The organism is Nonomuraea sp. NPDC050540 (assembly GCF_044457485.1).
GTDB lineage: Bacteria > Actinomycetota > Actinomycetes > Streptosporangiales > Streptosporangiaceae > Nonomuraea.
This window is the reverse complement of record NZ_JBITHA010000038.1, coordinates 1-20,961: the sequence shown is the minus strand read 5'-3', so window position 1 is coordinate 20,961 and position 20,961 is coordinate 1. Positions and strand designations below refer to the sequence as shown.

The window sequence follows — 20,961 nt, the reverse complement described above, 5'->3', positions numbered from 1 at the left end:
TCCTTTTTGTCCTGGTACGCCCGTCGCCGCTCACACGGGCTTCGGCTCGTAGCGCAGGGCGGTGATGCCGCACGCGAACGGCGTGGCCGACACCAGCCGCAGCTGCTGGGGCGTGCCGAGGTCGGGGAAGACCGGCAGGCCCCTGCCGATCGCGGCCGGCTCGACCAGCAGGTTGAGCTCGTCGATGAGGCCGTTGGCCAGCAGGCTCGCCACCAGCTCCGCGCCGCCGTAGGTGATGATGTCGCCGCCCTGGGCGGACTTGAGGCGCCGGACGGCCTCGACCACGTCGTCTTCCACCTTCGCGTTGTCCCAGGGGGAGTCGGTGAGGGTCCTGGAGATCACGACCTTGGGCGTGTCCGTCATCCAGGCGGCCGACTCCTTGTCCTCGCCCTCGGGCTCGGCGGACCAGTGCGGGATGAAGCCCTCGGCGAGCTTGCGGCCCAGCAGGATCGTGTCGACGCCCTCGGTGATGGCGCTGACGTAGGTGCCGAGGTCTTCGCTCCACGGGGTGGAGATCCAGTCCATCTCGCCGTTCGGGCCGCCCATGTAGCCGTCGGCGGTGATCTGGAGCTGAAGCTTGAGCTTGCGCATGTCGTGCGTCCTTCCGGGGTGTCTTCCAACTGGCTTCAGCTTGCCGGGCACCCCTTACGGAACGTTTAAGACATTCCTAACCTGCGCTTATGGGCTGTCTGGGCCGCCAGGCGGCCGTGCGCGGCCCGGGAAGCCCCCGCCTGGGGCCGCACGGCCCGCCGGCGCCCCCGGGAGTCGGCGCGGGGGCCGCCAGGCTGTGGCGTGGCCCTGTGGGACGCCGAGATGGTGTTCCCGGTCAGAAGACGCGTACGGCGGTGCGGCGGGCGATCTGGGCCTGCAGGCGGGCCATCTGCCAGTGGAGTTCGATGAGTTGCTCGGCCAGCTGGGCCCGGGGCACCTCGGAAGGGTCCTCGATGGCCAGGTGGTCTATCGCGGTCGACAGCTCTCGCATCGCGCGCCCCCATTCCATCACGTGTCCTCAGGGGATCGAATTAACGTTCGAATCCTATCGGAACATGTGGGGGCGCGTCAGCGATTTGGGGTTGGTGGCACTCAGGTTTCGTACACAGGTGCGAGATAGCCGCGAGCCAGCGTGTTGGCGGTGATGTTGAAGCCCACGACCGCCGCCGGGGTGTCCGGGTCCAGGCCCAGCGACTCCACGCTCAGGGCGTGGACGGCGAACAGGTAGCGGTGGGGGTGGCCGGGGGGCGGGGCTGCGCCGCCGTACGCCTTGGTGCCGAAGTCGTTGCGGGCGTGCACGCCTGCCTTCGTGTCGGCGGCGCCCGCGCCCGCCGGGAGCTCGGTGACGTCGGCGGGGATGTCGAACAGGAGCCAGTGCCAGAAACCGCTGCCCGTGGGGGCGTCGGGGTCGTAGCACGTCACGGCGTAGCCACGGGTGCCTTCCGGGGCGCCGGACCAGCGCAGGTGGGGGGACTGGTTGCCACCGGTCATGCCCCAGTCGTCGAACACGTGGGCCTCGGCCAGGCGTTCCCCGTCGTGTACGTCGTCGCTCTCGACGGTGAGGGCGGGGACCTCGGGCAGGAAGTCGTAGGGGATCGGTGGCCGCGCGGACATGTCTACCTCCGGAGGACGGGTTCGTACGCTCCCATCCTTCTTATCGGAGATCAGCCCTTGTTGTAGGCCGTCATCACTTCCTTGGGATCGCCGTCCATCTTGATCTTGCCCTTGTGGAGCCAGATGACCCGGTTGCAGGTCTCCTCGATGACCTTGTGGTCGTGGGAGACGAGGAAGACGGTCCCGGCGGACTCCCGGATCTGCTTGATGCGCTCCTGGCTCTTCTTGCGGAACTCGCGGTCACCGGTGGCCAGGGCCTCGTCGATGAGGAGCACGTCGTGGGTCTTGGCGCTGGAGATGGCGAAGCGCAGGCGGGCGCCCATGCCGGAGGAGTAGGTGGACATCGGCAGCTGGACGAAGTCATCGATGCCGGAGAAGTCGACGATCTCCTGGTACTTCTCCTTGACCTCGGCCGGGGTCATGCCCATGGCGTAGCAGCCGAGCACGATGTTGCGCTCACCGGTGAGCTCGCGCATCAGCGCGGCGTTGACGCCCAGCAGGGACGGCTGGCCGTCGGTGTAGACGGCGCCCGCGTGGGGCGGCAGGAGGCCGGCGATGGCGCGCAGGAGCGTGGACTTGCCGGAGCCGTTGCGGCCCACGATGCCGATGGCGTCGCCGTGGTAGGCCACGAAGGAGACGCCCTTGACGGCGTGCACCTCCTTCATCTGCGGCCGGCCCTGGCGCTTGAGCATGCGGACGAGGGCGCTGACCGCGTTGCCCTTCTCGTGGTCGGAGGCGGCGCTGTAGACGCGGTAGACGATGTGGAGGTCGTCGACGACCACGGTCGGAGTGCCCGTCGGGGCGTCCACAGGCTTGTGACCGGTGGGCTCCGGGTTGGGGTACACCCTGACGTCCTTGCTCGCGGCGACGCCGGGCTCCTCGCCCTTCACCTGTGACAACTCCTCCGTCAGCTCAGCCACGCCCGTACCTCTCCTCGGCCCGCCAGAAGTACCAGAAGCCGAAAACGAGAGCGAACAACGCCCAGAATACGCAGCCCGCCATGGCGAACGGAGGGGGGTTGTGGTCCTTCGGCATCAGGATGTCGCGCATGACCTCGATGTAGGAGGCCGCTGGGTTGAGATACATGACGTTGGCGACCCACTGGGGGAGGTGGGCGCCGTCGACGACCTTGTCCTGGATGGAGAAGAAGACGCCGGAGGCGTAGAGCCAGGTGCGCATGATGAAGGGCAGGAGCTGGTTCATGTCGCGCATGTTCGAGCCGACGCGGGCCATCACCAGGCTGGCGCCGACGTTGAACAGCGACTGCAGGGCCAGCACCACGGGGATGAGCAGCCAGAGCAGCGTGGGCGGCTCGCTCCAGACCACGATCAGCAGCAGCACGCCCATCGAGATGCCCAGCTGCTGCAGCTCCTGGATCGTGTACGCCAGGGGCAGCGCGGCACGCGGGAAGTGAAGCGCCCGGATGAGCGAGAGGTTGCCCGAGATGGACTTGGCCCCCGCGGTCACCGACCGTTGTGTGAAGGTGAAGACGAACATCCCGGTCAGCAGGAAGACCGGGTAGTTCTCGATCCCGTTGGCGCCGCCGAGGATCAGGCCGAACATGACGAAGTAGATCGCGGCGTTGAGCAGGGGCGTCAGCACCTGCCACAGCTGGCCGAGTGCGGAGCTGGAGTACTTCGAGACGTTGCGCGAGGTCGCGTACGTCATCATGAAGTGCCGCCGCTCCCAGAGCTGGCGCAGGTAGACGTGGAACCTCGGCCGTGCGATGGCACGGCGAAGCCCGTATCTCTTGGCGAGCTTGGCCAGCGGCTCCTGCGCGCTTCGGCCGCCCGCCTGGGCGTCCGCGACCGCGGATTCCGGCTGGCTCATGGCATGGACTCTATTGGATTCGGGTCGGTGGGGTGCCTGTCACGGCAGTTCGCCGCGGTCTGTTGGACGGGTTTTGCGGACCGCTGGGTTCCCGTACCCCCTCAGCACAGCACTTCTCCGGCCAACGCCCCAAGTAGATGGCCTCAGCACACCGTCTGGAGGGGTATTTTTACTCAACTGTTCACGTCCTGACGTGTCCTATTACGCGTGGTTGGTGGCTTTTTGCGCGTCTTGTGGGAAATGTCTGTGACGTTGGATAGGCGCACGTGTGACCGAACTGCAACGCGCCAGAGACTCGCTGGTGGCAAGTAGTGAGGGATAGTCGCGATCGACTGGCAGGGCGTCGGCTGGTTTGACCATGTCAGCCAAACCCGGGGGATTACAAGGACCCCCCGTCAGGCTGCTCTGGATCAACGCAGCTCAGCGCTAACGCCCACCTGGTAGAGGGAGGAAAGTTCTCACAATGCGTGTTACTAAGGGCGCACAGATCGTCGCCGGTACCGCGCTGCTCGCCCTCGCGGTTGCCGCGTGTGGTGGCGGTGCCACGGAAGGTGGCGGCAACACCGCCGCGGGCGGCAGCGACACGCCGGTCCGCATGGAGCTGGGCGAGCCGCAGGAGCTCCTGGTTCCGACCAACACGACCGAGTCCGAGGGTGCGGAGGCTCTCGCGGCCGTGTTCGAGCCGCTCGTCAACTACGACGAGAACAAGAAGGCTGTCGAGGCCGCCGCCGAGTCGATCACCTCCGATGACCAGAAGGTCTGGACGATCAAGCTCAAGGCGGGCAACACCTGGCACAACGGTGAGCCGGTCATCGCGCAGAACTACGTGGACGCGTGGAACTACGCCGCCAACCAGGACAACGCGCAGTCCGCCGGTTACTTCTTCGGCCGTGTCGACGGCTTCGCCGACCTCAACCCCGGAGAGGGCAAGCAGGTCACCGCGAAGGGCATGAAGGGTCTGGAGGCGATCGACGACACGACGCTGAAGGTCACCCTCGCCGCGCCGTTCTCGCAGTTCAAGACGCTCCTCGGCTACACCGCCTTCTACCCGCTGCCCAAGGCCGCCTTCGGCGCCGACGGCAAGGTGACCCAGGAGTACGGCGAGAAGCCCATCGGCCAGGGCCTGTTCAAGCTGGACAAGCCCTACAAGAAGGGCACCGACCAGACGATCGACATGTCGGTCTACGACGGCTACAAGGGCCCCAAGCCCAAGGGCTGGACCAAGCTGCAGTTCAAGCTGTACACCAGCGCGGAGACCTCGTTCAACGACCTGCAGGCCGAGAACCTGGACATCCACGACTCCCTGCCGCCGTCCGCGATCGCCACCGCCAAGACCGCCCTGGGCGAGCGCTACCAGGACCAGCCTGACGCCGGCATCGGCTACATCGGCGTCCCCCTGCAGTACAACCCCGATTTCAAGAACGCCGACGTGCGCAAGGCCATCTCGATGGCCATCGACAGGAAGACCATCGCCGAGACGGTCTTCTCCGGCACCCGCGCCCCGGCCGACGACTTCATCAACCCGGCCATCGACGGTTACCGCCAGGGCGCCTGCGCGGCCTGCGCGTACAACCCGGCCGAGGCCAAGACGCTCTACGCGTCCGCCAAGGGTCCGGCGAAGCTGGAGCTCGGCTACAACGCCGACGGCGGTCACAAGGAGTGGATCGAGGCCGTCGCCAACAACCTTCGCGCCAACCTCGGCATCGAGGTGACGCCGAAGCCGTTCGAGAAGTTCCAGGCCATCCTGGACGAGCTGGACGCGAAGAAGTACACGGGTCTGTTCCGTATGGGCTGGGCGATCGACTACCCGTCCGCGGAGAACTACCTGACCCCGATCTTCGGGACCGGCGCCATCAAGACGGGCTCGAACTACGGCGGCTACACCAGCAAGGAGTTCGACGACCTGCTCGCCAAGGGCGACCAGGCGGCGACTCCGGAGGAAGGCCTGAAGTTCTATCAGCAGGCCGATGACATCCTGAACAAGGAACTGCCGTACATCCCGGTCTACTTCTACCGGAACAACTCCGGCTACTCCACCAAGGTCAAGAACGTCAAGATCAACCTGCTTAACCAGGTCGAGTGGTCCCAGGTCGAGAAGGCCTGACGTTGTTCCCCGGGGCGGGCGCGCTGTCGCCCGCCCCTTGAGGGCCAGCCACGGAGGCGGTCACTTGGGCCGGTAGATCCCACCCCCAGGTGATTGCCTTCTTGGCATGTACGGGAGGCTTAAATGGGCCGTTATGTCATCAGGCGTCTGATCCAGGCGATACCTGTACTACTGGGTGCCACTCTGCTCATCTTCGCCATTGTGTTCGCGCTGCCCGGCGACCCTGTCGCAGCGCTGGCCGGTGAGAAGAGGACAGACCCGACGATCGTCGCGATCCTTCGCGAGCGATACCACCTCAACGATCCGCTGCTGCTGCAGTACTGGTACTACATCAGCGGCGTCATCTTCCGCGGTGACTTCGGCGTCACTTTCGCCGACGTCCCCGTGTCCCAGCTCATGGCCGGCAAGTTCCAGGTCACGCTGAACCTGGCGCTGACCGCGCTGGTCTTCGAGGCCATCATCGGCGTCGGCCTCGGCCTGTGGGCGGCGCTGCGCCGCGGCAGGGCCGCCGACACCATGATCCTGGCCTCGACCCTTCTGCTGATCTCCGTCCCCACCCTGGTCACCGGCTTCGTGCTGCAGCTGGTGCTCGGCGTGAAGGTCAAACAGTGGACCGGCATCGACATCTTCCCCATCGCGGGCATCAGCAACGGCTTCCGCAGCTATCTGCTCCCGGGCTTCGTGCTGGCCGGCATCTCGATCGCCTACCTCACCCGATTGACACGGACCAGCCTGGTGGAGACGCTCCGAGCGGACTACATCCGCACGGCGACCGCCAAGGGCCTGTCCAGACGGCGGGTCATCGGCAGGCACGGATTGCGCAACGCGCTGATCCCCCTCGTCACCTATCTGGGCGCCGACCTCGGCAACCTCATGGGCGGCGCGGTCATCACGGAGACGATCTTCAATCTCCCGGGCATCGGCAACCAGCTCTTCCAATCCGTCTACCTGCGTGAGCAACCCGTCGTCGTCGGTATCGTGACAGTTCTGGTGCTGATCTACATCGTCGCCAACCTGGTCGTCGACTTGATGTACGCAGTGCTCGACCCGAGGATCCGCTATGAGTGACATCCAGCAGCCTGCGGCGCCCCTTGTGCCGAACACGGTGCCGACGTCTCCACCGCCCGCCAGGCACAAGAAGAAGGAGGGCAAGCCGGCCAGCCTCTGGAGCGACGCCTGGCACGACCTCCGCCGCCGTCCGATCTTCATCATCTCGGCGGTCCTCATCGCGGTCCTCGTCGTCATGGCGCTGTGGCCGTCGTTGTTCACGTCCATCGACCCGAACGACCCGAGGACCTGCGAGCTGGCCACGGCCCGTCAGGGGCCCAGCAGCGGCCATATCTTCGGCCGCGACAACCTGGGCTGCGACGTCTACGCGCGCTCGATCTACGGCGCCGCCAACTCGCTGCTGATCGGCATCTCGACGACGCTGGCGACCTCGCTCATCGGCGGCATGTTCGGCCTCGCGGCCGGGTACTTCGGCGGTGTCACCGACACGCTGGCCTCGCGACTGACCGAGATCTTCTTCGCCATCCCCAGCATCCTGGGCGCCCTGCTGATCGCGGCCACCTTCCGTGGCGGGCCGTTGAGCAGCATCACCCTGGTCATCATCGCGCTGACCGTCCTGGGGTGGCCGATGACGTACCGGATCATGAGAGCCGCGGTCATCACGGCCAAGAGCCAGGACTTCGTGGTCGCGGCCAGAGCCCTGGGCGCCGGCCACATGCGGATCATGATGAGGCACCTGCTGCCGAACGCGCTCGCGCCGGTCATCGTCATCGCGACGATCAACCTCGGCGGGTTCATCGCGGCCGAGGCGGCCCTGTCGTTCCTCGGCGTCGGTGTGACCTCGCCCGACATCTCGTGGGGTCTGATGATCTCCGACGCCCGTAACAGGTTCCTGGACGCGCCGCTGCCGCTGATCTTCCCGGCCGTGTTCCTGAGCATCACGGTGCTCGCGTTCATCATGCTGGGCGACGCCGTACGCGACGCGCTCGACCCGAAGCTCAGGTAAGGGGGACCTGTGAAGAAGACATCCCCAGAGGTGTTGCCCGCCGAGGGAGGGCTGGGCAACGAGCCTCTGCTCGCTGTCGACAACCTGCACGTGGAGTTCCGCACGCGGGCCGGCGTCGTGCACGCCGTCAACGGTGTGACGTATTCGCTCAACCCCGGCGAGACCCTCGCCGTGCTGGGCGAGTCGGGCTCCGGCAAGTCCGTGACCGCTCAGGCGATCATGGGCATCCTGGACATGCCGCCCGCGGTGATCCCCAAGGGCGAGATCCGCTTCCGCGGCACCGACCTGCTCAAGCTCTCGGAAGACGCCCGCTCGCAGGTGCGCGGCCAGCGCATCGCGATGGTCTTCCAGGACGCGCTCTCCTCGCTGAACCCGGTCTTCACCGTGGGCTGGCAGATCAGCGAGATGTTCCGCGTGCACCGGGGCATGGGCAAGAAGGAGGCGCTGACCAAGGCGGTCGAGCTCATGGACCGGGTCCGCATCCCGGCCGCCAGGCAGCGCGTCAACGACTACCCGCACCAGTTCTCCGGTGGCATGCGCCAGCGCATCATGATCGCCATGTCGATCGCGCTGGACCCGGAGGTGCTGATCGCCGACGAGCCGACCACCGCGCTCGACGTGACCGTCCAGGCCCAGATCATGGAGCTCCTCGCGGAGCTCCAGCGCGAGAGCAACATGGGCCTGATCCTGATCACCCACGACCTCGGCGTGGTCGCCGACGTCGCGGACAAGATCGCGGTCATGTACGGCGGGCGGATCGTCGAGAACGCCCCCGTCCACGACATCTACAAGACACCCGCCCACCCGTACACGAAGGGCCTGCTCGAGTCGATCCCCAGGGTCGACCTGAAGGGCCAGGAGCTGTACGCCATCAAGGGCATGCCGCCGAACCTGCTGGACATGCCGACCGGCTGCGCCTTCCACCCCCGCTGCCCGTACCGCCAGGACATCTGCGTCACCGAGGCCCCGGTGCTGTCCGGGATCAGCGGTACGCGCAGCAGTGCCTGCCACTACTGGAGGGAGGTCCTCGATGGCACCCACGAGTGAGCCGATCCTTGAGGTACGCGACCTGGTCAAGCACTTCCCGCTGACCCAGGGCATCGTGGTCAAGAGGCAGATCGGCGCGATCAAGGCCGTCGACGGCGTCTCCTTCGACCTGCACAGGGGCGAGACTCTGGGCATCGTGGGCGAGTCGGGCTGCGGCAAGTCGACGCTGGCCAAGGTGCTCATGGCGCTGGAGCGGCCGACGTCGGGCTCCGTCAAGGTCGGCGGCCGGGAGATCGCCCACGCCCGCGGCGGCGAGCTCAAGCGCATGCGGCGCAACATCCAGATGGTGATGCAGGATCCCTACACCTCGCTGAACCCCCGGATGACCGTCGGTGACATCATCGGCGAGCCGTACGACATCCACACCGAGGTCGCGCCGAGGGGCGACCGGCGCAAGAAGGTGCAGGAGCTGCTGGAGGTGGTCGGACTCAACCCCGACCACATCAACCGCTACCCGCACCAGTTCTCGGGCGGTCAGCGTCAGCGCATCGGCATCGCGCGCGGCCTGGCCCTGCAGCCGGAGATCATCGTCTGCGACGAGCCGGTCTCGGCGCTGGACGTGTCGATCCAGGCGCAGGTCATCAACCTGCTGGAGCGGCTGCAGAACGAGTTCAACCTGGCCTACATCTTCATCGCCCACGACCTGTCGGTGGTGCGCCACATCGCCGACCGGGTGGGTGTGATGTATCTGGGCAAGCTGGTGGAGCTCGGCAAGGACACGGAGGTCTACGACAAGCCCGCGCATCCGTACACGCAGGCTCTGCTCTCCGCGGTTCCGGTTCCGGACCCGGAGGGGCGCGAGCTGCGCGAGCGGATCATCCTTCAGGGTGACCCGCCGTCGCCGGCCAACCCGCCGTCGGGCTGCCGCTTCCGCACCCGGTGCTGGAAGGCGCAGGAGATCTGCGCGGAGGAAGAGCCGCTGCTGCAGATCCGGCCGGGCACCGCGCACGAGAGCGCGTGCCATTTCGCCGAGACGCACGACGTGGTGCACATCGGTTAGAACGACAGGAAGGAGCCCTCCGCGGAGGGCTCCTTTCACGTTGTGGCGATGACGGCCGAGCCGTGTCCGAAAAGGCCCTGGTTGGCGGCCAGGCCGACCCGGGCGTCGCCGACCTGACGGGCGCCGGCGGTGCCGCGCAGCTGCCAGGTCAGCTCGCACACCTGGGCGATGGCCTGGGCCGGGATGGCCTCGCCGAAGGAGGCGAGCCCGCCGGACGGGTTCACCGGGGTCCGGCCGCCGAGCGTGGTGTCGCCGGCCCGCAGGAGCTTCTCCGCCTCGCCGGGCGGGCACAGGCCGACGTCCTCCATCCAGTCCAGCTCCAGTGCCGTGGACAGGTCGTAGACCTCGGCGAAGGACAGGTCGTCCGGCCCCAGGCCCGCCTCCTCGTAGGCGGCGTGGGCGATCGCGGCGCGGAAAGGGCGTTCTGGCGGGGGTACGGCTGCCGCCGAGTCGGTGGCGAAGGCGGGCAGCTCCAGCGTGGTGTTGGGGAAGGCCGGGGTGACGGTCGAGACGGCGGCCAGCCGTACCGGCCGGGAGATGCCGTGGCGGCGGGCGAACTCCGCCGAGGCCAGCACCACCGCGGCGCCCCCGTCGGAGGTGGCGCAGATGTCCATGAGCCGCAGCGGGTCGGCCACCATCGGCGAGGCCAGCACCTCCTGCTCCGTGACCGGCCTGCGGTAGCGGGCCATGGGGTTGAGCGCGCCGCAGGCGGCGTTCTTGACCTTCACGGCGGCGAAGTCGGCGGCGGTCGAGCCGTACAGGGCCATGCGGCGGCGGGCGTAGAGGGCGAAGTAGGCGGGGTTGGTGGCGCCGAGGAGCCGGAAGCGCAGCCAGTCGGGGTCGTCGGGGCGATCGCCGCCGACCGGTTTGAAGAAGCCCTTGGGCGTCGAGTCCGCGCCGACGACGAGTGCCACGTCGCACAGGCCCGCCAGAATTCTGGTCCTGGCCAGGTCGATGGCCTGCGCTCCCGAGGCGCACGCGGCGTAGCAGGAGGCGATCCTGGCTCCGTTCCAGCCGAGCGCCTGGGCGAAGGTGGCGCCGGCGATGAAGCCGGGATAGCCGTTTCTGATGGTGTCGGCGCCGACGACGTACTGCACGTCGGTCCAGGACACGCCGGCGTCGGCCAAGGCGGCCCGTGCGGCGGCGACGCCGTACTCGATGAAGGGTTTGCCCCATTTGCCCCACGGGTGCATGCCCGCTCCGATGACCATGACGCTCATCGGGCCGCCTCCCACATCCACACCAGCGGGCCGTCGGCGAGCGGGCCGTGCGTGAGCCGCAGCTCCATGCCGACCCGCAGTTCGTCGACGGTCAGGCCCTTGACCTGGCCGAGCACGATGATCCCGGCCTCGGCGAGCTCGACCGCGGCGAGCGTCACCGGCGTGTACGGCTCGGCGGCCGCGAACGGCGGCGGCGGCGCGTAACAGGCGTTGGTGTAGGACCAGACGGTGCCCTGACGGGGCAGCCGGGTCTCCTCCTGCGTCTCGCCCGAGCAGTGCGGATTGCGGCAGAACCCCCGCTGCGGCGGGAAGCTGACCGTGCCGCAGTCGGCGCACCGGGTGCCGAGAAGATGGGTGCCGTCGTCGCCGATGGTGAACCAGCCGTCGATCGCCAAGGTCATACCGACGAGTATCACACAAGCGCTTGCTAGGGAGAATGCCTCCGCCGCCGCAAGTGCAGCACGACCACCCTGGCCGACATCGCGACCGTCAGCCCGATCATCGCCACCACCACCGGCAGCCGCGAGCCCGGCTGCGAGGGCAGCGGGCCGCCGCCGAAATAGCCGCCCACCTGCCCGATCCTGGACGCGGCCGGACGGGCCAGCCGCCCGGCCTCGCGCAGGGCGAGCGCCGCGTCGGCCACTCCGTGACCGTAGGCGCGGCTGTGCCCGTCGGCCGGCCGCTTCCTGGTGCCGCGTTCGATGGCCACGCGCACGTGGTACGGCGACAGCCCCGGATACTCCGCCCTGACCAGCGCGGCGATCCCCGCCACCATCGCCGCCGCCGAACTGGTCCCGTCGCCGACCACGTACCCGTCGGGACCGTCGGCGCTGACGATCCCGGTGCCCGGCGCGACCACCGACAGGTAGTCCTGGCGGTTGGAGAAGCGCGGCACCTTCATCCGCTTGTCCACCGCGCCCACGGCGATCACCCCGGGGTAGGCGGCGGGGAAGTTCTTGCGGTTGGCGTCGTCGCCGTCGTTGCCCGAGGAGGCGACGAGCACGGCCCCCCGGGAGATCGCGTACTGCACCGCCTCCTCCTCGGCGGCCGAGCCCTCCCACGAGCCGCTGCCGCCGCCCAGCGACATGCTGACGACCCGCGCGCCCCGGTCGACGGCGTAACGGATGCCCTGGGCGAGCGCGTCGCTGCCGCCCGCCGTGGCGCGCTGCTCGCCGCGCAGCGGGTCGTCGTTCTCCAGCGTCACCCGGACCGACAACACCCGCGCGGCCGGGGCGACGCCCACCACGCCGCGCCCGTCACCGTGGCCGCGCCCGGCGATGAGGCTGGCCATCGCGGTGCCGTGGTGGCCCGTTCTGGCCGGTCCGGGTACGGGCCCGGTCAGGTCGGGTCCCTCGACGACGGCTCCGGCCAGGTCGGGGTGGCGGGCGTCCACGCCCGTGTCGAGCACGGCCACCAGCACTCCCTCGCCCCTGCTCACCTTCCACGCCTCGGGCACGCGTAACGCGGTGAGTTGCCACTGCTGCTGTCTCGCGGCCACGGCGGCCATGCCGCCGCTCGCGGCGACGCCGCGCATGCCGCTCGCGGGCGGCCCCGCGATCAGCAGCGTGACGAGACCGACGGGCAGCAGCCCGGCCGCGGCGCGGATCACCGGGTGAGCGCCTTGTGCAGGGCCTCCGCCAGTTGCACGGCCGCCGCGCCGAGGCGCGGCTCGGTCCCGCCCGCCGGCTGGTACGGCCTGCCTTGGTACTGCCTGCCTTGGTACGGCCGGCCGTCGGCGTACCCGGCGGCGGTGAAGACCACGTACGGCCCGCCGGAGGCCGCCACGGCGCCGGTGACGTACTGGGCCTCGCCGAACCGCTCGGCCGCGCCGCCGGGAAAGGCCACGGGCCGCACGCTCGGTGGACGCCCCGCGGCGCCGGCGTGGATCGCTCTGACGGGCAGCCAGGACGGCGCCCCGTCGAGCACGGCCACGCCCACGGTGGCGACGAAGGTCTGCGTGCTGTCGGAGTAGGTGGCCCGCAGGGTCGTCAGGCAGCGCGGCAGCATGGCCGCTGCGGCGGCCTGGAGGGCGACCCGGCACGGCGCCTCGGGCGCGACCCCGGCCAGCAGGTAGGTCACCCGCGCGCCGGACGGGCTCGCGCCGGTGAGCGCGGCGGGGAAGACCCTCGACACCGGCCAGGCGTGCCAGCGCTCGCTCACCGGGGGCTCGGCCGAGCCCCAGTGGGGAAGGAGGGACAACAGTGCGATGGACAGCAGGAACACGTCTGCCTCGAAGGAAGGGGGAGGAGGCGCTCGAACTGCCGTGCATTCTGGCACGCAGGTGATGGTTCAATCCGACGCTTCGGTAAACAGACCGATACGCGGGGTAATGTCCCTATCGCACCGGAGCGGGGGAAAGACGGACATGTGCGCCCGGCGGGAGCCCCAGGCGCTGGGCCGCATCGCCCGAGTTCACGGCGATGGCGATGAGCCCCGCCGAGTCGGCGAAGGCCACCAGTTCCCCCGGCGACACCGCCGCGTACGTCTCCCGATACGGCATCGACAGCTGCCTGCGCCCCATCCACACGCCCAGCGTGTCGCCCACCCGGACCCCGAGCGTCGCCAGGTCGCCCGCAGCGATCGACAGCTGGGTGTTGCCGTAGCGGTCCACGGAGACCACCTCGCCCTCCACCGAACCCTCGCGCAGCACCGACGTCGGCTCCGGCAGCGAGACGAGCCTGTTCAGCGGGATCTCCGGACCGAGGTCGGACGGCTTGCCGCCCACGCACAGCCGCCCGGCCACCGGCGCGTACACGTCGCGGCCGTGGAAGGTCGGCGAGACCGGGTGCAGGAAGAGCGCGTCGTTGGTGATCTCGTAGGCGGACTCGGCGCCGCCGCAGGCGTGCACCGCCCAGGACAGCAGGCCGTTGTCCGGCCCGATGAACACCCGTCCCCCCGCCGCCACGGCCACCGCGCGCCTGGCCCCGCCGGCTCCCGGGTCCACGGCGCCGATGTGCACGCCGGGCGGGATGTACGGGATGGTCTGCGCGAGAACCGCCGCGCCCCGCCGTACGTCGCCCGAAGGGATCAGGTGGCACACGTCGATGACGCGGGCCTGCGGCGCGATTCCGACGATCACGCCATGGCAGGCAGCCACATAGCCGTCTTCGAGTCCGTAATCGGTGAGAAGCGTTATGACTGGGGTCACACTTGGTGACTGTACGTCTCCCGATCCGCGGTGAACACCCGGCTTTGGCACATTACGATGGCCACGGGCCGCGTACGTATGGCGTGAGCGCCGTACGCCCTTCCGAGGAGGACGACCATGGACACCGCACCGGTCAGCGGTGACAGTGCTGCCCAGGAACCCGACCGTCAGCCCCTCACCGAACGAGACCTCCAGCTCCTCGCCTTCGAGCGCCAATGGTGGCGCTACGCCGGCGCGAAGGAGCAGGCCGTCAAGGAGACCTTCGGGTTCTCGGCCACGCGTTACTACCAGTTGCTCGGTGAACTCATCGACCGTCCCGAGGCGCTGGAGCAGGATCCGATGCTGGTCAAACGACTGCGCCGGCTGCGGGCCACGCGGCAGCGCGAGCGCGCGGCCCGGCGACTCGGCATGCGTCCCTAGGTGGCGGGGTACCCCAGCCGCGTGAGGAACATCCCTGGAATCCAAGCGATCGTGAAAGATCCGTCAGGGGCGGTGATCGGGCTCGACTTCGACGGCACCCTGTCGCCCATCGTGCCCGATCCGGCCGCCGCGAGGATCCATCCGGCGGCTCCCGACATCCTGGCCCGGCTCAGCGCGCGGGTGTCCGCCGTCGTCATCCTGACCGGCCGCCCCCCTGCCACCGTCCTCGAACTCGGTCCCGGGCTGGCCGACGTGCCCGGCCTGGTGATCCTCGGGCACTACGGCTTCGAGCGGTGGGAGAACGGCCGGGTCAGCGCGCCGCCGCCGCCCGCCGGAGTGCCGCGGGCCGAGGCCGAGCTGCCGATGCTGCTCGACGCCCTGGGCCTGACCGGAGTGGCCGTCGAGGACAAGGGGCGGGCGGTAGCCGTACACACGAGGCGCAGTCCCGATCCCGAGGGGGCCTTCGAGGCGCTGCGCCGGCCGCTCGCGGCGCTGGCGGAGCGCAACGGGCTGGTGGTCGAGCCCGGCCGGTACGTGCTGGAGCTGCGCCCGCCCGGCATGGACAAGGGCCAGGCGCTCTCGTTGTTCCTGGCCGAGCGCGCTGCCAGGTCGGTGATGTTCGTCGGCGACGACCTGGGCGATCTGGCCGCCTTCGACGCGGTACGCGCTTCCGGGTTGCCCGGTGTCACCGTGTGCAGTGGTTCGGCCGAGGTCACCGAGCTGGCCGAGCGGGCCGACATCGTCGTGGACGGGCCCGACGGCGTCATGGCGCTGCTCAAGGAGCTGACGGCCGCGGTTCGCGGCTGACCAGCACGCCCGCGACGGCCAGCGCGATCAGCACCGGGACCATGAGGAAGGCCGTACGCGTCCCGAAGCCGTCGGCCAGCGCCCCCAGCACGAACGGGCCCGCGGCCATCGCCAGCCCCGCGCAGACCGGTGAGACGGCCGTGGCCCGCACCGGGTCGTAGGCGAGCACGCCGGCCAACGCGAGCGGGAAGTGCAGCGAGACGCCGAGCCCGCTGATCGCCAGCCCCGCGTAGGCGAGCAGCGGCTGCGTGCTCGACCAGAACAGCAGCCAGCCGGCCGCGGTGAGCAGCAGGGCGCCGGTGAGCAGCGCGGGCGGTCCCATCCGCAGGGCCAGCGGCGTCCCGGCGAAGCGGCCGACGGCCAGGCCGGCCGTGAACGCGGTCAGCCCGGTCGTGGCCGCCGCCACGCCCATCCCGGTGTTCGACGCGAACAGCTGCACCGCCCACAGGTTGAAGCAGAACTCCAGCGCGACCACCAGGAAGAGCACGCCGCCCGCCACGTAGAAGCGCCAGCCGGGCGGCGGCCGGCTCGCGCGGGCGGCGCCGTCGTGCGGGCGGCCGGCCACGCGGACGCGGCCGAGCGTGAAGGCGATCAGGGCGGTGAGGATGGGGGTGATCAGCAGGGCCGCCCGCCAGCCGAGCGCGGTCTGCGCGGTGGCGCTGATCGCGTAGGTCATGGCGATGCCGAACAGGATCGCGACCGCGTTGGCCTCGCTGATCGCCGCCGGTCCCGCCGGGCCGTGGTGGTCGCTGAGCGCGGCCATCATGGCGTAGAGGGCCACCGAGCCGAACAGGCTGGCCAGGCCGTAGCCCAGCAGGGTGGCGGGCAGGGCGGGGGTGAGCATGACCGGAACCAGGCCCGCGTTCATGCCGGCCAGGCTGCCCCAGATCGTGGCGCGCCGGCCGTACCCGCGCTCCAGGAACGGCAGGGCGGCGCCGGCCAGGAGCGTTCCCGCGGCCATCGCGGTGCCGTGCAGGGCGGCGACCGCGTTGGAGACCTGCTGTTCCTGGCGCAGCAGCGGCAGGACGGCGCTCAGCCCGTACAGGTAGGTGGCGAAGGCGCCGAGTTGGAGGTAGACGAGCCAGGTCGGGAGATCACGGGTCAGACGGATCCGGACTGTGGTCACTTGAGGCATTAAGTCAGGGCATCGAGCTGCGCCGCAAGCCACTTCTGGGGCGGCAGCGCGGTGGCCGCCGCGGCCAGGCTGGCGGCCCTGCGCGTACGCTCCTCCTCGGGCATGACCAGGGCGGTGTGCAGGGCCTGCGCGGTCTCCAGGACGTCGTAGGGGTTGACCACGAGCGCGTCGGCGCCCAGTTCGGCGGCGGCGCCGGCCTCGCGGGAGAGCACCAGGACGCAGCGGGGCGACAGGATCGGGCCCTCCTTGGCGACCAGGTTCATGCCGTCGCGGATCGGGTTGACCAGCAGCACGTCGGCCATCCGGTAGGCGGCGAGGCTGCGCGCGTAGTCGTCGTTGACGTTGAGTATCAGCGGGTCCCAGTCCTCGGTGGCGTACTCGTCCTCGATCTCCTTGGCGCAGCGCTGCACCGCCGCGGTGTACTCGCGGTACTCGGGCAGGTCGTGGCGGCTCGGGTAGGCGAAGGCCAGGTGCACCACGCGGCCGTGCCACTCGGGGTGGGCGGCCAGGAACTCGCGGTAGGCGACCAGCCCGCGCACGATGTTCTTCGACAGCTCGGTGCGGTCGATGCGGACGATCAGCTTCCTGTCGCCGGTCTGCGCGCGCAGCGCCGCCACGTTCGACTCCACGTCCGGCTCGCAGGCGCGCCGCCACAACTGCTCGCCGTCGACGCCGAGCGCGTGCACGCCGACCCTCGTCGTGCGGCCCTCGTGGGTGACGCCGCGCGCGTCCACCCGGGCGCCCAGCAGGGCCGCGCAGCAGTCGGTGAACGCCCGCGCCCACCGCTCGGTGAGGAACCCGGCGTGATCGGCTCCCAGAATGCCTTCCAGGACCTCACGGGCCACCTCGTCGGGCAGCAGCGCGAAGTACTCCGGCGGGGCCCAGGGCGTGTGGCTGAAATGCGCGATGCGCAGGTCGGGACGCTCGGCGCGGAGCATGGCAGGGGTGAGGGTCAGGTGGTAGTCCTGCACCATCACCCGCGCCCCGTGCCCGGCCTCCTCGGCCAGCGCCAGCGCGAAGGCGCCGTTGTAGTCGCGGTAGGACTCCCACTCGCGCTGGAACCTGGTGCCGAAATGCGGGGAGTTGGGGATGTCGTAGAGCAGGTGGTTGACGAACCACAGCGTGGAGTTGGCCACGGCGTTGTAGGCGCGGTGGAAGGTCGCGGGGGCGATGTCCAGCATGCGCAGCGACCCGGTGTCGTAGCCGGCCTGGTCGAGGCGGCCGCCGGGAGCCTGCCGTACGGCGCTGCGGTCGCCGTCGGAAAGGGCCGCGCAGACCCACAGCACGCCCTCGTCCTTCGCCACGCCGGAAAGGCCGGAGACCAGTCCGCCGCCACCGCGTTTCATGGTGAGTTCACCGTCGTCGGAGACGGTGAAGGAGACAGGACCGCGGTTCGAGGCGACCAGGACGCTGTTCATTTAACTATCCTCCGCTCATAGGATCCCGCTATGGCGCTTGATGAGCTAACCGAGGAACTGGCCCGCTCCGCAGCCGCTGGAGATCATCGCGCACTCGGCGAGCTCTTGCGGCGGATCGAGCCGCACGTACTCCGCCACTGCGCGCGAATCCTGCCCTATCACCAGGACGCGGAGGAGGCCTGCCAGGACACCCTGCTGGCCGTCGCGCGCAACATCGGCCGGTTCGAGGGCAGGGCGCGGTTCAGCACGTGGCTGCACATCGTGACGGCCAACTGCGCCCGCACGACCTACCGGTCGCTGAAGCGGCGGGCGGCCGAGCAGAGCTCCGACGAATTGCCCACGCAGAAGCCGGACGTGGCCCGGGTGAGCGTGATCGCGGGCTCGCGCCTGGACCTGCTCGACGCGATGGAGGCGCTGGAGGCGTCCAAGCCCGACCTGGCGCAGGCGCTCGTGCTGCGCGACATCGTGCAGCTCGACTACAACGAGGTGGCCGAGCAGCTCGGCATCCCTCTCGGCACCGCGAAATCCCGCATCCACCAGGCGCGCAAGTACGTGCAGGGCGTGCTCGGGGAGGACTATCGGTGAGACGGTTTGTCTCACTGGTCGAGACGGGTGGGCAACCGATCCGCTTGACCAGGTAGAGTCCCTTTCGACAACTACATATTGCTCATCCAGAGGGGTGGAGGGACCGGCCCTGCGAAGCCCCGGCAACCCTCCCGGATTGTGACTCGCACCCGCGAGGCCGACCGGGACAAGGTGCCAATTCCGGTCTGTGGTCAAGGTGGCCGCAGGCGAAGATGAGGGAAGGCCTCGCTTCATGTCGCTCGACTTCGGTCCTGCTGTAGCTCTCTCCTGCCGCGAGTGCGGCACCCGCTATGACCTCGGCCCCAGTTTCGCGTGTCTGGAGTGTTTCGGGCCACTCGAAGTGGCCTATGACTTCGGTACGGTGACCCGCTCGCAGATCGAGTCCGGTCCGACCAACATCTGGCGTTACCAGGCGCTCCTGCCGGTCCCCGTGGACGTGGCGGCCAAGCAGAACATGAACCCCGGCTGGACCAAGCTGGTCAAGGCCGGCAACCTCGGCCGGACGCTCGGCATCAAGTCGCTGCACATCAAGGACGACTCCGGCAATCCCACCCACTCCTTCAAGGACCGTGTGGTGGCCATCGCCGTCGAGGCGGCCCGCAACTTCGGCTTCCACACCCTGTCCTGCTCCTCCACCGGCAACCTGGCCGGCGCGGTCACCGCGGCCGCCGCCAGGGCCGGGCTCGACGCGTGCGTCTTCATCCCCGCCGACCTGGAGCAGGCCAAGATCGCCATGGCCCGGGTGTTCGGCGGCAGGCTGATCGGCATCGAGGGCACCTACGACGAGGTCAACCGCTTCTGCTCCGAGCTCATCGGCGACCCGCTGGGCGACAAGTGGGGCTTCGTCAACGTGAACCTGCGGCCGTACTACGCCGAGGGCTCCAAGACGCTGGCCTACGAGATCGCCGAGCAGCTCGGGTGGAGGCTGCCCGAGCAGATCGTCATCCCGATCGCCTCCGGCTCCCAGCTCACGAAGATCGACAAGGGCTTCAAGGAGCTCGTGGCGCTCGGGCTGGTCGAGGACACGCCCTACAAGGTGTTCGGGGCCCAGGCGCTCGGCTGCTCGCCGGTGTCGGCGGCGTACAAGGCCGGGCACGACGTGGTCCAGCCGGTCAAGCCGGACACCATCGCCAAGTCGCTGGCCATCGGGAACCCGGCTGACGGGCCGTACGTGCTCGACATCGCCCGCCGTACGGGAGGGGCGGTGGAAGACGTCACCGACGCCGAGATCGTCGCGGCCATCAAGCTCCTGGCCTCCACGGAGGGCATCTTCGCGGAGACCGCGGGCGGCGTCACCGTGGGCGTGCTCAAGAAGCTGGTGGAAAACGGCGCGCTGGATCCCGAGGCGGAAACGGTCGTGCTGAACACCGGCGACGGCCTCAAGACCCTTGACGCGGTGTCGTCGATCGCCGAACCCACCGCTGTCATCCGGCCCTCTCTCGACGCGTTCCGCGCCATCTGAAAGGAAGTTTAAGGCATGAGCGTTTCTGTACGGATTCCCACCATTCTGCGCACCTACACGGGTGGTAACGCGGAGGTCAGTGGCGAGGGTGCGACGCTGCGCGAGGTCCTTCAGAAGCTGGACAGTGACTACCCGGGGATCGGCGCCCGAATTCTCGATGAATCGGGCAAGATTCGGCGTTTTGTCAACGTTTACGTGGGGCAAGAGGACGTCCGATTCGCCGAGGGGCTCGACACCGCGGCCCCCGAGGGGAGCGAGATCTCCATCATCCCCGCGGTAGCCGGAGGCTAACGCTTCGCACACTCTTAGCACTAGGGCACCTCTTCGGAGGTGCCCTTCCCATTTCTGGAAAATTCAACTCTTCGAAGGATGAAATAGGCAGTTTTCAGATTGACTCTGTTGCCCAACGGCATGCCACAGGTATGGTCGAGGGCGATCGCCGCCAGTTTTTCGGTAAAAGCGGCGAACGCGGATCTCGCGGAGGAATGGGCGGGATCCAGAGCCCAGTAAGAGGAGTCGGAAGTGGCGCAGGGCACCGTCAAGTGGTTCAACGCGGACAAGGGCTACGGTTTCATCGCGGTAGACGGTGGTAAGGATGTATTCGTCCATTACTCAGCGATCATGATGGACGGCTACAGATCACTCGAACAAGGCCAGCGGGTCGAGTTCGAGATCACACAAGGCCAGAAGGGGCCGCAGGCGGAATCTGTCCGCACCGTTTGAACCACGCACCGAGGCAGCCCGCACGGCAGCGCAGTCCGTGCGGTTCTGCCAACACCTTTCGTCTCACCAGGACAGGCCCGATCTCGCGAGGGGATCGGGCCTGACCTGCGACGAGGTGGCTCTCGCTTGCACTCGACCGGGTAGAGTGCTAAACAGTTCGTTGGCACTCTCTCCACGTGAGTGCCAACACCTGGATCGAGACGATCGGGGCCTGCCGAACGGAGATGCGGGCCCAAGTGTTCGGCCCCCGGGCCGGGCACGCTGCCGTCGCGGGCGTCGGCTCGATCCTTGAGAAGCCACCCTGCATCTGGGAGGTCCAGCCTTATGGCAGCCAAGATGATCGCGTTTGACGAGGACGCCCGGCGCGGTCTCGAGCGCGGCATGAACCAGCTCGCTGACGCCGTGAAGGTGACCCTTGGTCCCAAGGGGCGCAATGTCGTGCT

Annotated in this window: 23 protein-coding genes and 1 riboswitch; of the genes, 11 read left to right on the top strand and 12 right to left on the bottom strand. The window is 68.9% G+C overall.

The genetic code is table 11. The annotated features are described in order from the left end of the window. Nucleotides 1–30: 30 nt before the first annotated feature. The 5 genes from ACIBI5_RS53545 to ACIBI5_RS53525 all read right to left on the bottom strand — a co-directional run bounded on the left by ACIBI5_RS53545 (nucleotide 31) and on the right by ACIBI5_RS53525 (nucleotide 3,435). Entirely contained in the window at nucleotides 31–591 is a 561-nt protein-coding gene (locus ACIBI5_RS53545) for a dihydrofolate reductase family protein (protein WP_397259457.1), read from the bottom strand. 235 nt (nucleotides 592–826) lie between these two features. Continuing rightward, on the bottom strand, nucleotides 827–982 hold the full coding sequence (locus tag ACIBI5_RS53540) for a hypothetical protein (RefSeq protein WP_379626114.1): 156 nt from the start codon (nucleotides 980–982) through the stop codon (nucleotides 827–829). A 101-nt stretch (nucleotides 983–1,083) separates the two neighbouring features. Continuing rightward, nucleotides 1,084–1,605, bottom strand: coding sequence for a YbhB/YbcL family Raf kinase inhibitor-like protein (locus ACIBI5_RS53535; RefSeq protein WP_397259455.1), 522 nt, complete (start codon nucleotides 1,603–1,605; stop codon nucleotides 1,084–1,086). 50 nt (nucleotides 1,606–1,655) lie between these two features. Continuing rightward, entirely contained in the window at nucleotides 1,656–2,525 is an 870-nt protein-coding gene (locus tag ACIBI5_RS53530; protein ID WP_397259453.1) for an ABC transporter ATP-binding protein, read from the bottom strand. Next, nucleotides 2,518–3,435, bottom strand: a complete 918-nt coding sequence (locus ACIBI5_RS53525; protein WP_397259451.1) for an ABC transporter permease — start codon at nucleotides 3,433–3,435, stop codon at nucleotides 2,518–2,520. The genes ACIBI5_RS53530 and ACIBI5_RS53525 overlap by 8 nt, the downstream gene beginning before the upstream one ends. 463 nt (nucleotides 3,436–3,898) lie before the next feature. Between ACIBI5_RS53525 and ACIBI5_RS53520 the strand changes: the two genes are divergently transcribed. From ACIBI5_RS53520 to ACIBI5_RS53500, 5 genes are all read left to right on the top strand, one after another. Then, nucleotides 3,899–5,539: an ABC transporter substrate-binding protein gene (locus tag ACIBI5_RS53520; protein ID WP_397259449.1), complete on the top strand. Its 1,641-nt coding sequence runs from the start codon at nucleotides 3,899–3,901 to the stop codon at nucleotides 5,537–5,539. A gap of 123 nt (nucleotides 5,540–5,662) precedes the next feature. Further along, a complete protein-coding gene (locus tag ACIBI5_RS53515) occupies nucleotides 5,663–6,607 on the top strand; it encodes an ABC transporter permease (protein ID WP_397259447.1) in 945 nt (314 codons plus the stop codon). After that, complete coding sequence (locus ACIBI5_RS53510) at nucleotides 6,600–7,553, top strand: ABC transporter permease (RefSeq protein ID WP_397259445.1); 954 nt, start codon at nucleotides 6,600–6,602, stop codon at nucleotides 7,551–7,553. Before ACIBI5_RS53515 ends, ACIBI5_RS53510 begins: the two co-directional genes overlap by 8 nt. A gap of 9 nt (nucleotides 7,554–7,562) precedes the next feature. Beyond that, nucleotides 7,563–8,600, top strand: coding sequence for an ABC transporter ATP-binding protein (locus ACIBI5_RS53505; RefSeq protein WP_397259443.1), 1,038 nt, complete (start codon nucleotides 7,563–7,565; stop codon nucleotides 8,598–8,600). After that, complete coding sequence (locus ACIBI5_RS53500) at nucleotides 8,584–9,600, top strand: ABC transporter ATP-binding protein (RefSeq protein ID WP_397259441.1); 1,017 nt, start codon at nucleotides 8,584–8,586, stop codon at nucleotides 9,598–9,600. The genes ACIBI5_RS53505 and ACIBI5_RS53500 overlap by 17 nt, the downstream gene beginning before the upstream one ends. A 35-nt stretch (nucleotides 9,601–9,635) precedes the next feature. Here the strand turns inward: ACIBI5_RS53500 and ACIBI5_RS53495 are convergent, their stop codons facing one another. The 5 genes from ACIBI5_RS53495 to ACIBI5_RS53475 form a co-directional block, all read right to left on the bottom strand. Further along, nucleotides 9,636–10,820: a lipid-transfer protein gene (locus ACIBI5_RS53495; RefSeq protein WP_397259439.1), complete on the bottom strand. Its 1,185-nt coding sequence runs from the start codon at nucleotides 10,818–10,820 to the stop codon at nucleotides 9,636–9,638. After that, complete coding sequence (locus ACIBI5_RS53490) at nucleotides 10,817–11,221, bottom strand: Zn-ribbon domain-containing OB-fold protein (RefSeq protein ID WP_397259437.1); 405 nt, start codon at nucleotides 11,219–11,221, stop codon at nucleotides 10,817–10,819. Before ACIBI5_RS53490 ends, ACIBI5_RS53495 begins: the two co-directional genes overlap by 4 nt. A 26-nt stretch (nucleotides 11,222–11,247) precedes the next feature. Beyond that, nucleotides 11,248–12,429 carry a S8 family serine peptidase gene (locus ACIBI5_RS53485; RefSeq protein ID WP_397259435.1) on the bottom strand — a complete coding sequence of 394 codons (1,182 nt, stop codon included), beginning with the start codon at nucleotides 12,427–12,429 and terminating at the stop codon, nucleotides 11,248–11,250. Continuing rightward, nucleotides 12,426–13,043: a hypothetical protein gene (locus tag ACIBI5_RS53480; RefSeq protein ID WP_397259433.1), complete on the bottom strand. Its 618-nt coding sequence runs from the start codon at nucleotides 13,041–13,043 to the stop codon at nucleotides 12,426–12,428. The genes ACIBI5_RS53485 and ACIBI5_RS53480 overlap by 4 nt, the downstream gene beginning before the upstream one ends. Before the next feature lie 112 nt (nucleotides 13,044–13,155). Further along, the gene (locus tag ACIBI5_RS53475; protein ID WP_397259431.1) at nucleotides 13,156–13,968 is read right to left on the bottom strand and encodes an S-adenosyl-l-methionine hydroxide adenosyltransferase family protein; all 813 of its coding nucleotides are present in this window, start codon (nucleotides 13,966–13,968) and stop codon (nucleotides 13,156–13,158) included. A gap of 117 nt (nucleotides 13,969–14,085) precedes the next feature. On the opposite strand from ACIBI5_RS53475, the gene ACIBI5_RS53470 reads away from it, so the two are divergent. Together ACIBI5_RS53470 and otsB are read left to right on the top strand one after the other, a co-directional pair. Next, nucleotides 14,086–14,388, top strand: a complete 303-nt coding sequence (locus ACIBI5_RS53470) for a DUF3263 domain-containing protein (protein WP_379626086.1) — start codon at nucleotides 14,086–14,088, stop codon at nucleotides 14,386–14,388. Between the two features lie 51 nt (nucleotides 14,389–14,439). Then, the gene (gene otsB, locus ACIBI5_RS53465; protein ID WP_397259429.1) at nucleotides 14,440–15,195 is read left to right on the top strand and encodes a trehalose-phosphatase; all 756 of its coding nucleotides are present in this window, start codon (nucleotides 14,440–14,442) and stop codon (nucleotides 15,193–15,195) included. Here otsB and ACIBI5_RS53460 read toward each other — a convergent pair. Next, nucleotides 15,164–16,321 (bottom strand): MFS transporter, encoded by a 1,158-nt coding sequence (locus tag ACIBI5_RS53460; protein ID WP_397259427.1) that lies wholly within the window; start codon nucleotides 16,319–16,321, stop codon nucleotides 15,164–15,166. The two genes, otsB and ACIBI5_RS53460, sit on opposite strands and share 32 nt — an antisense overlap. Nucleotides 16,322–16,329: 8 nt before the next feature. Next, nucleotides 16,330–17,748, bottom strand: a complete 1,419-nt coding sequence (locus ACIBI5_RS53455; protein WP_397259425.1) for a trehalose-6-phosphate synthase — start codon at nucleotides 17,746–17,748, stop codon at nucleotides 16,330–16,332. A gap of 30 nt (nucleotides 17,749–17,778) precedes the next feature. On the opposite strand from ACIBI5_RS53455, the gene ACIBI5_RS53450 reads away from it, so the two are divergent. The 4 genes from ACIBI5_RS53450 (at nucleotide 17,779) to ACIBI5_RS53435 (ending at nucleotide 20,518) form a co-directional block, all read left to right on the top strand. Further along, nucleotides 17,779–18,333, top strand: a complete 555-nt coding sequence (locus tag ACIBI5_RS53450; RefSeq protein ID WP_184976413.1) for an RNA polymerase sigma factor — start codon at nucleotides 17,779–17,781, stop codon at nucleotides 18,331–18,333. 79 nt (nucleotides 18,334–18,412) lie between these two features. Beyond that, nucleotides 18,413–18,552, top strand: a riboswitch (SAM riboswitch). Between the two features lie 13 nt (nucleotides 18,553–18,565). Beyond that, on the top strand, nucleotides 18,566–19,795 hold the full coding sequence (thrC, locus tag ACIBI5_RS53445) for a threonine synthase (RefSeq protein ID WP_379626078.1): 1,230 nt from the start codon (nucleotides 18,566–18,568) through the stop codon (nucleotides 19,793–19,795). Nucleotides 19,796–19,810: 15 nt separating this feature from the next. Further along, nucleotides 19,811–20,086 carry a MoaD/ThiS family protein gene (locus tag ACIBI5_RS53440; RefSeq protein ID WP_184976409.1) on the top strand — a complete coding sequence of 92 codons (276 nt, stop codon included), beginning with the start codon at nucleotides 19,811–19,813 and terminating at the stop codon, nucleotides 20,084–20,086. 231 nt (nucleotides 20,087–20,317) lie between these two features. Then, nucleotides 20,318–20,518 (top strand): cold-shock protein, encoded by a 201-nt coding sequence (locus tag ACIBI5_RS53435; RefSeq protein ID WP_106250594.1) that lies wholly within the window; start codon nucleotides 20,318–20,320, stop codon nucleotides 20,516–20,518. Nucleotides 20,519–20,961 lie beyond the last annotated feature (443 nt).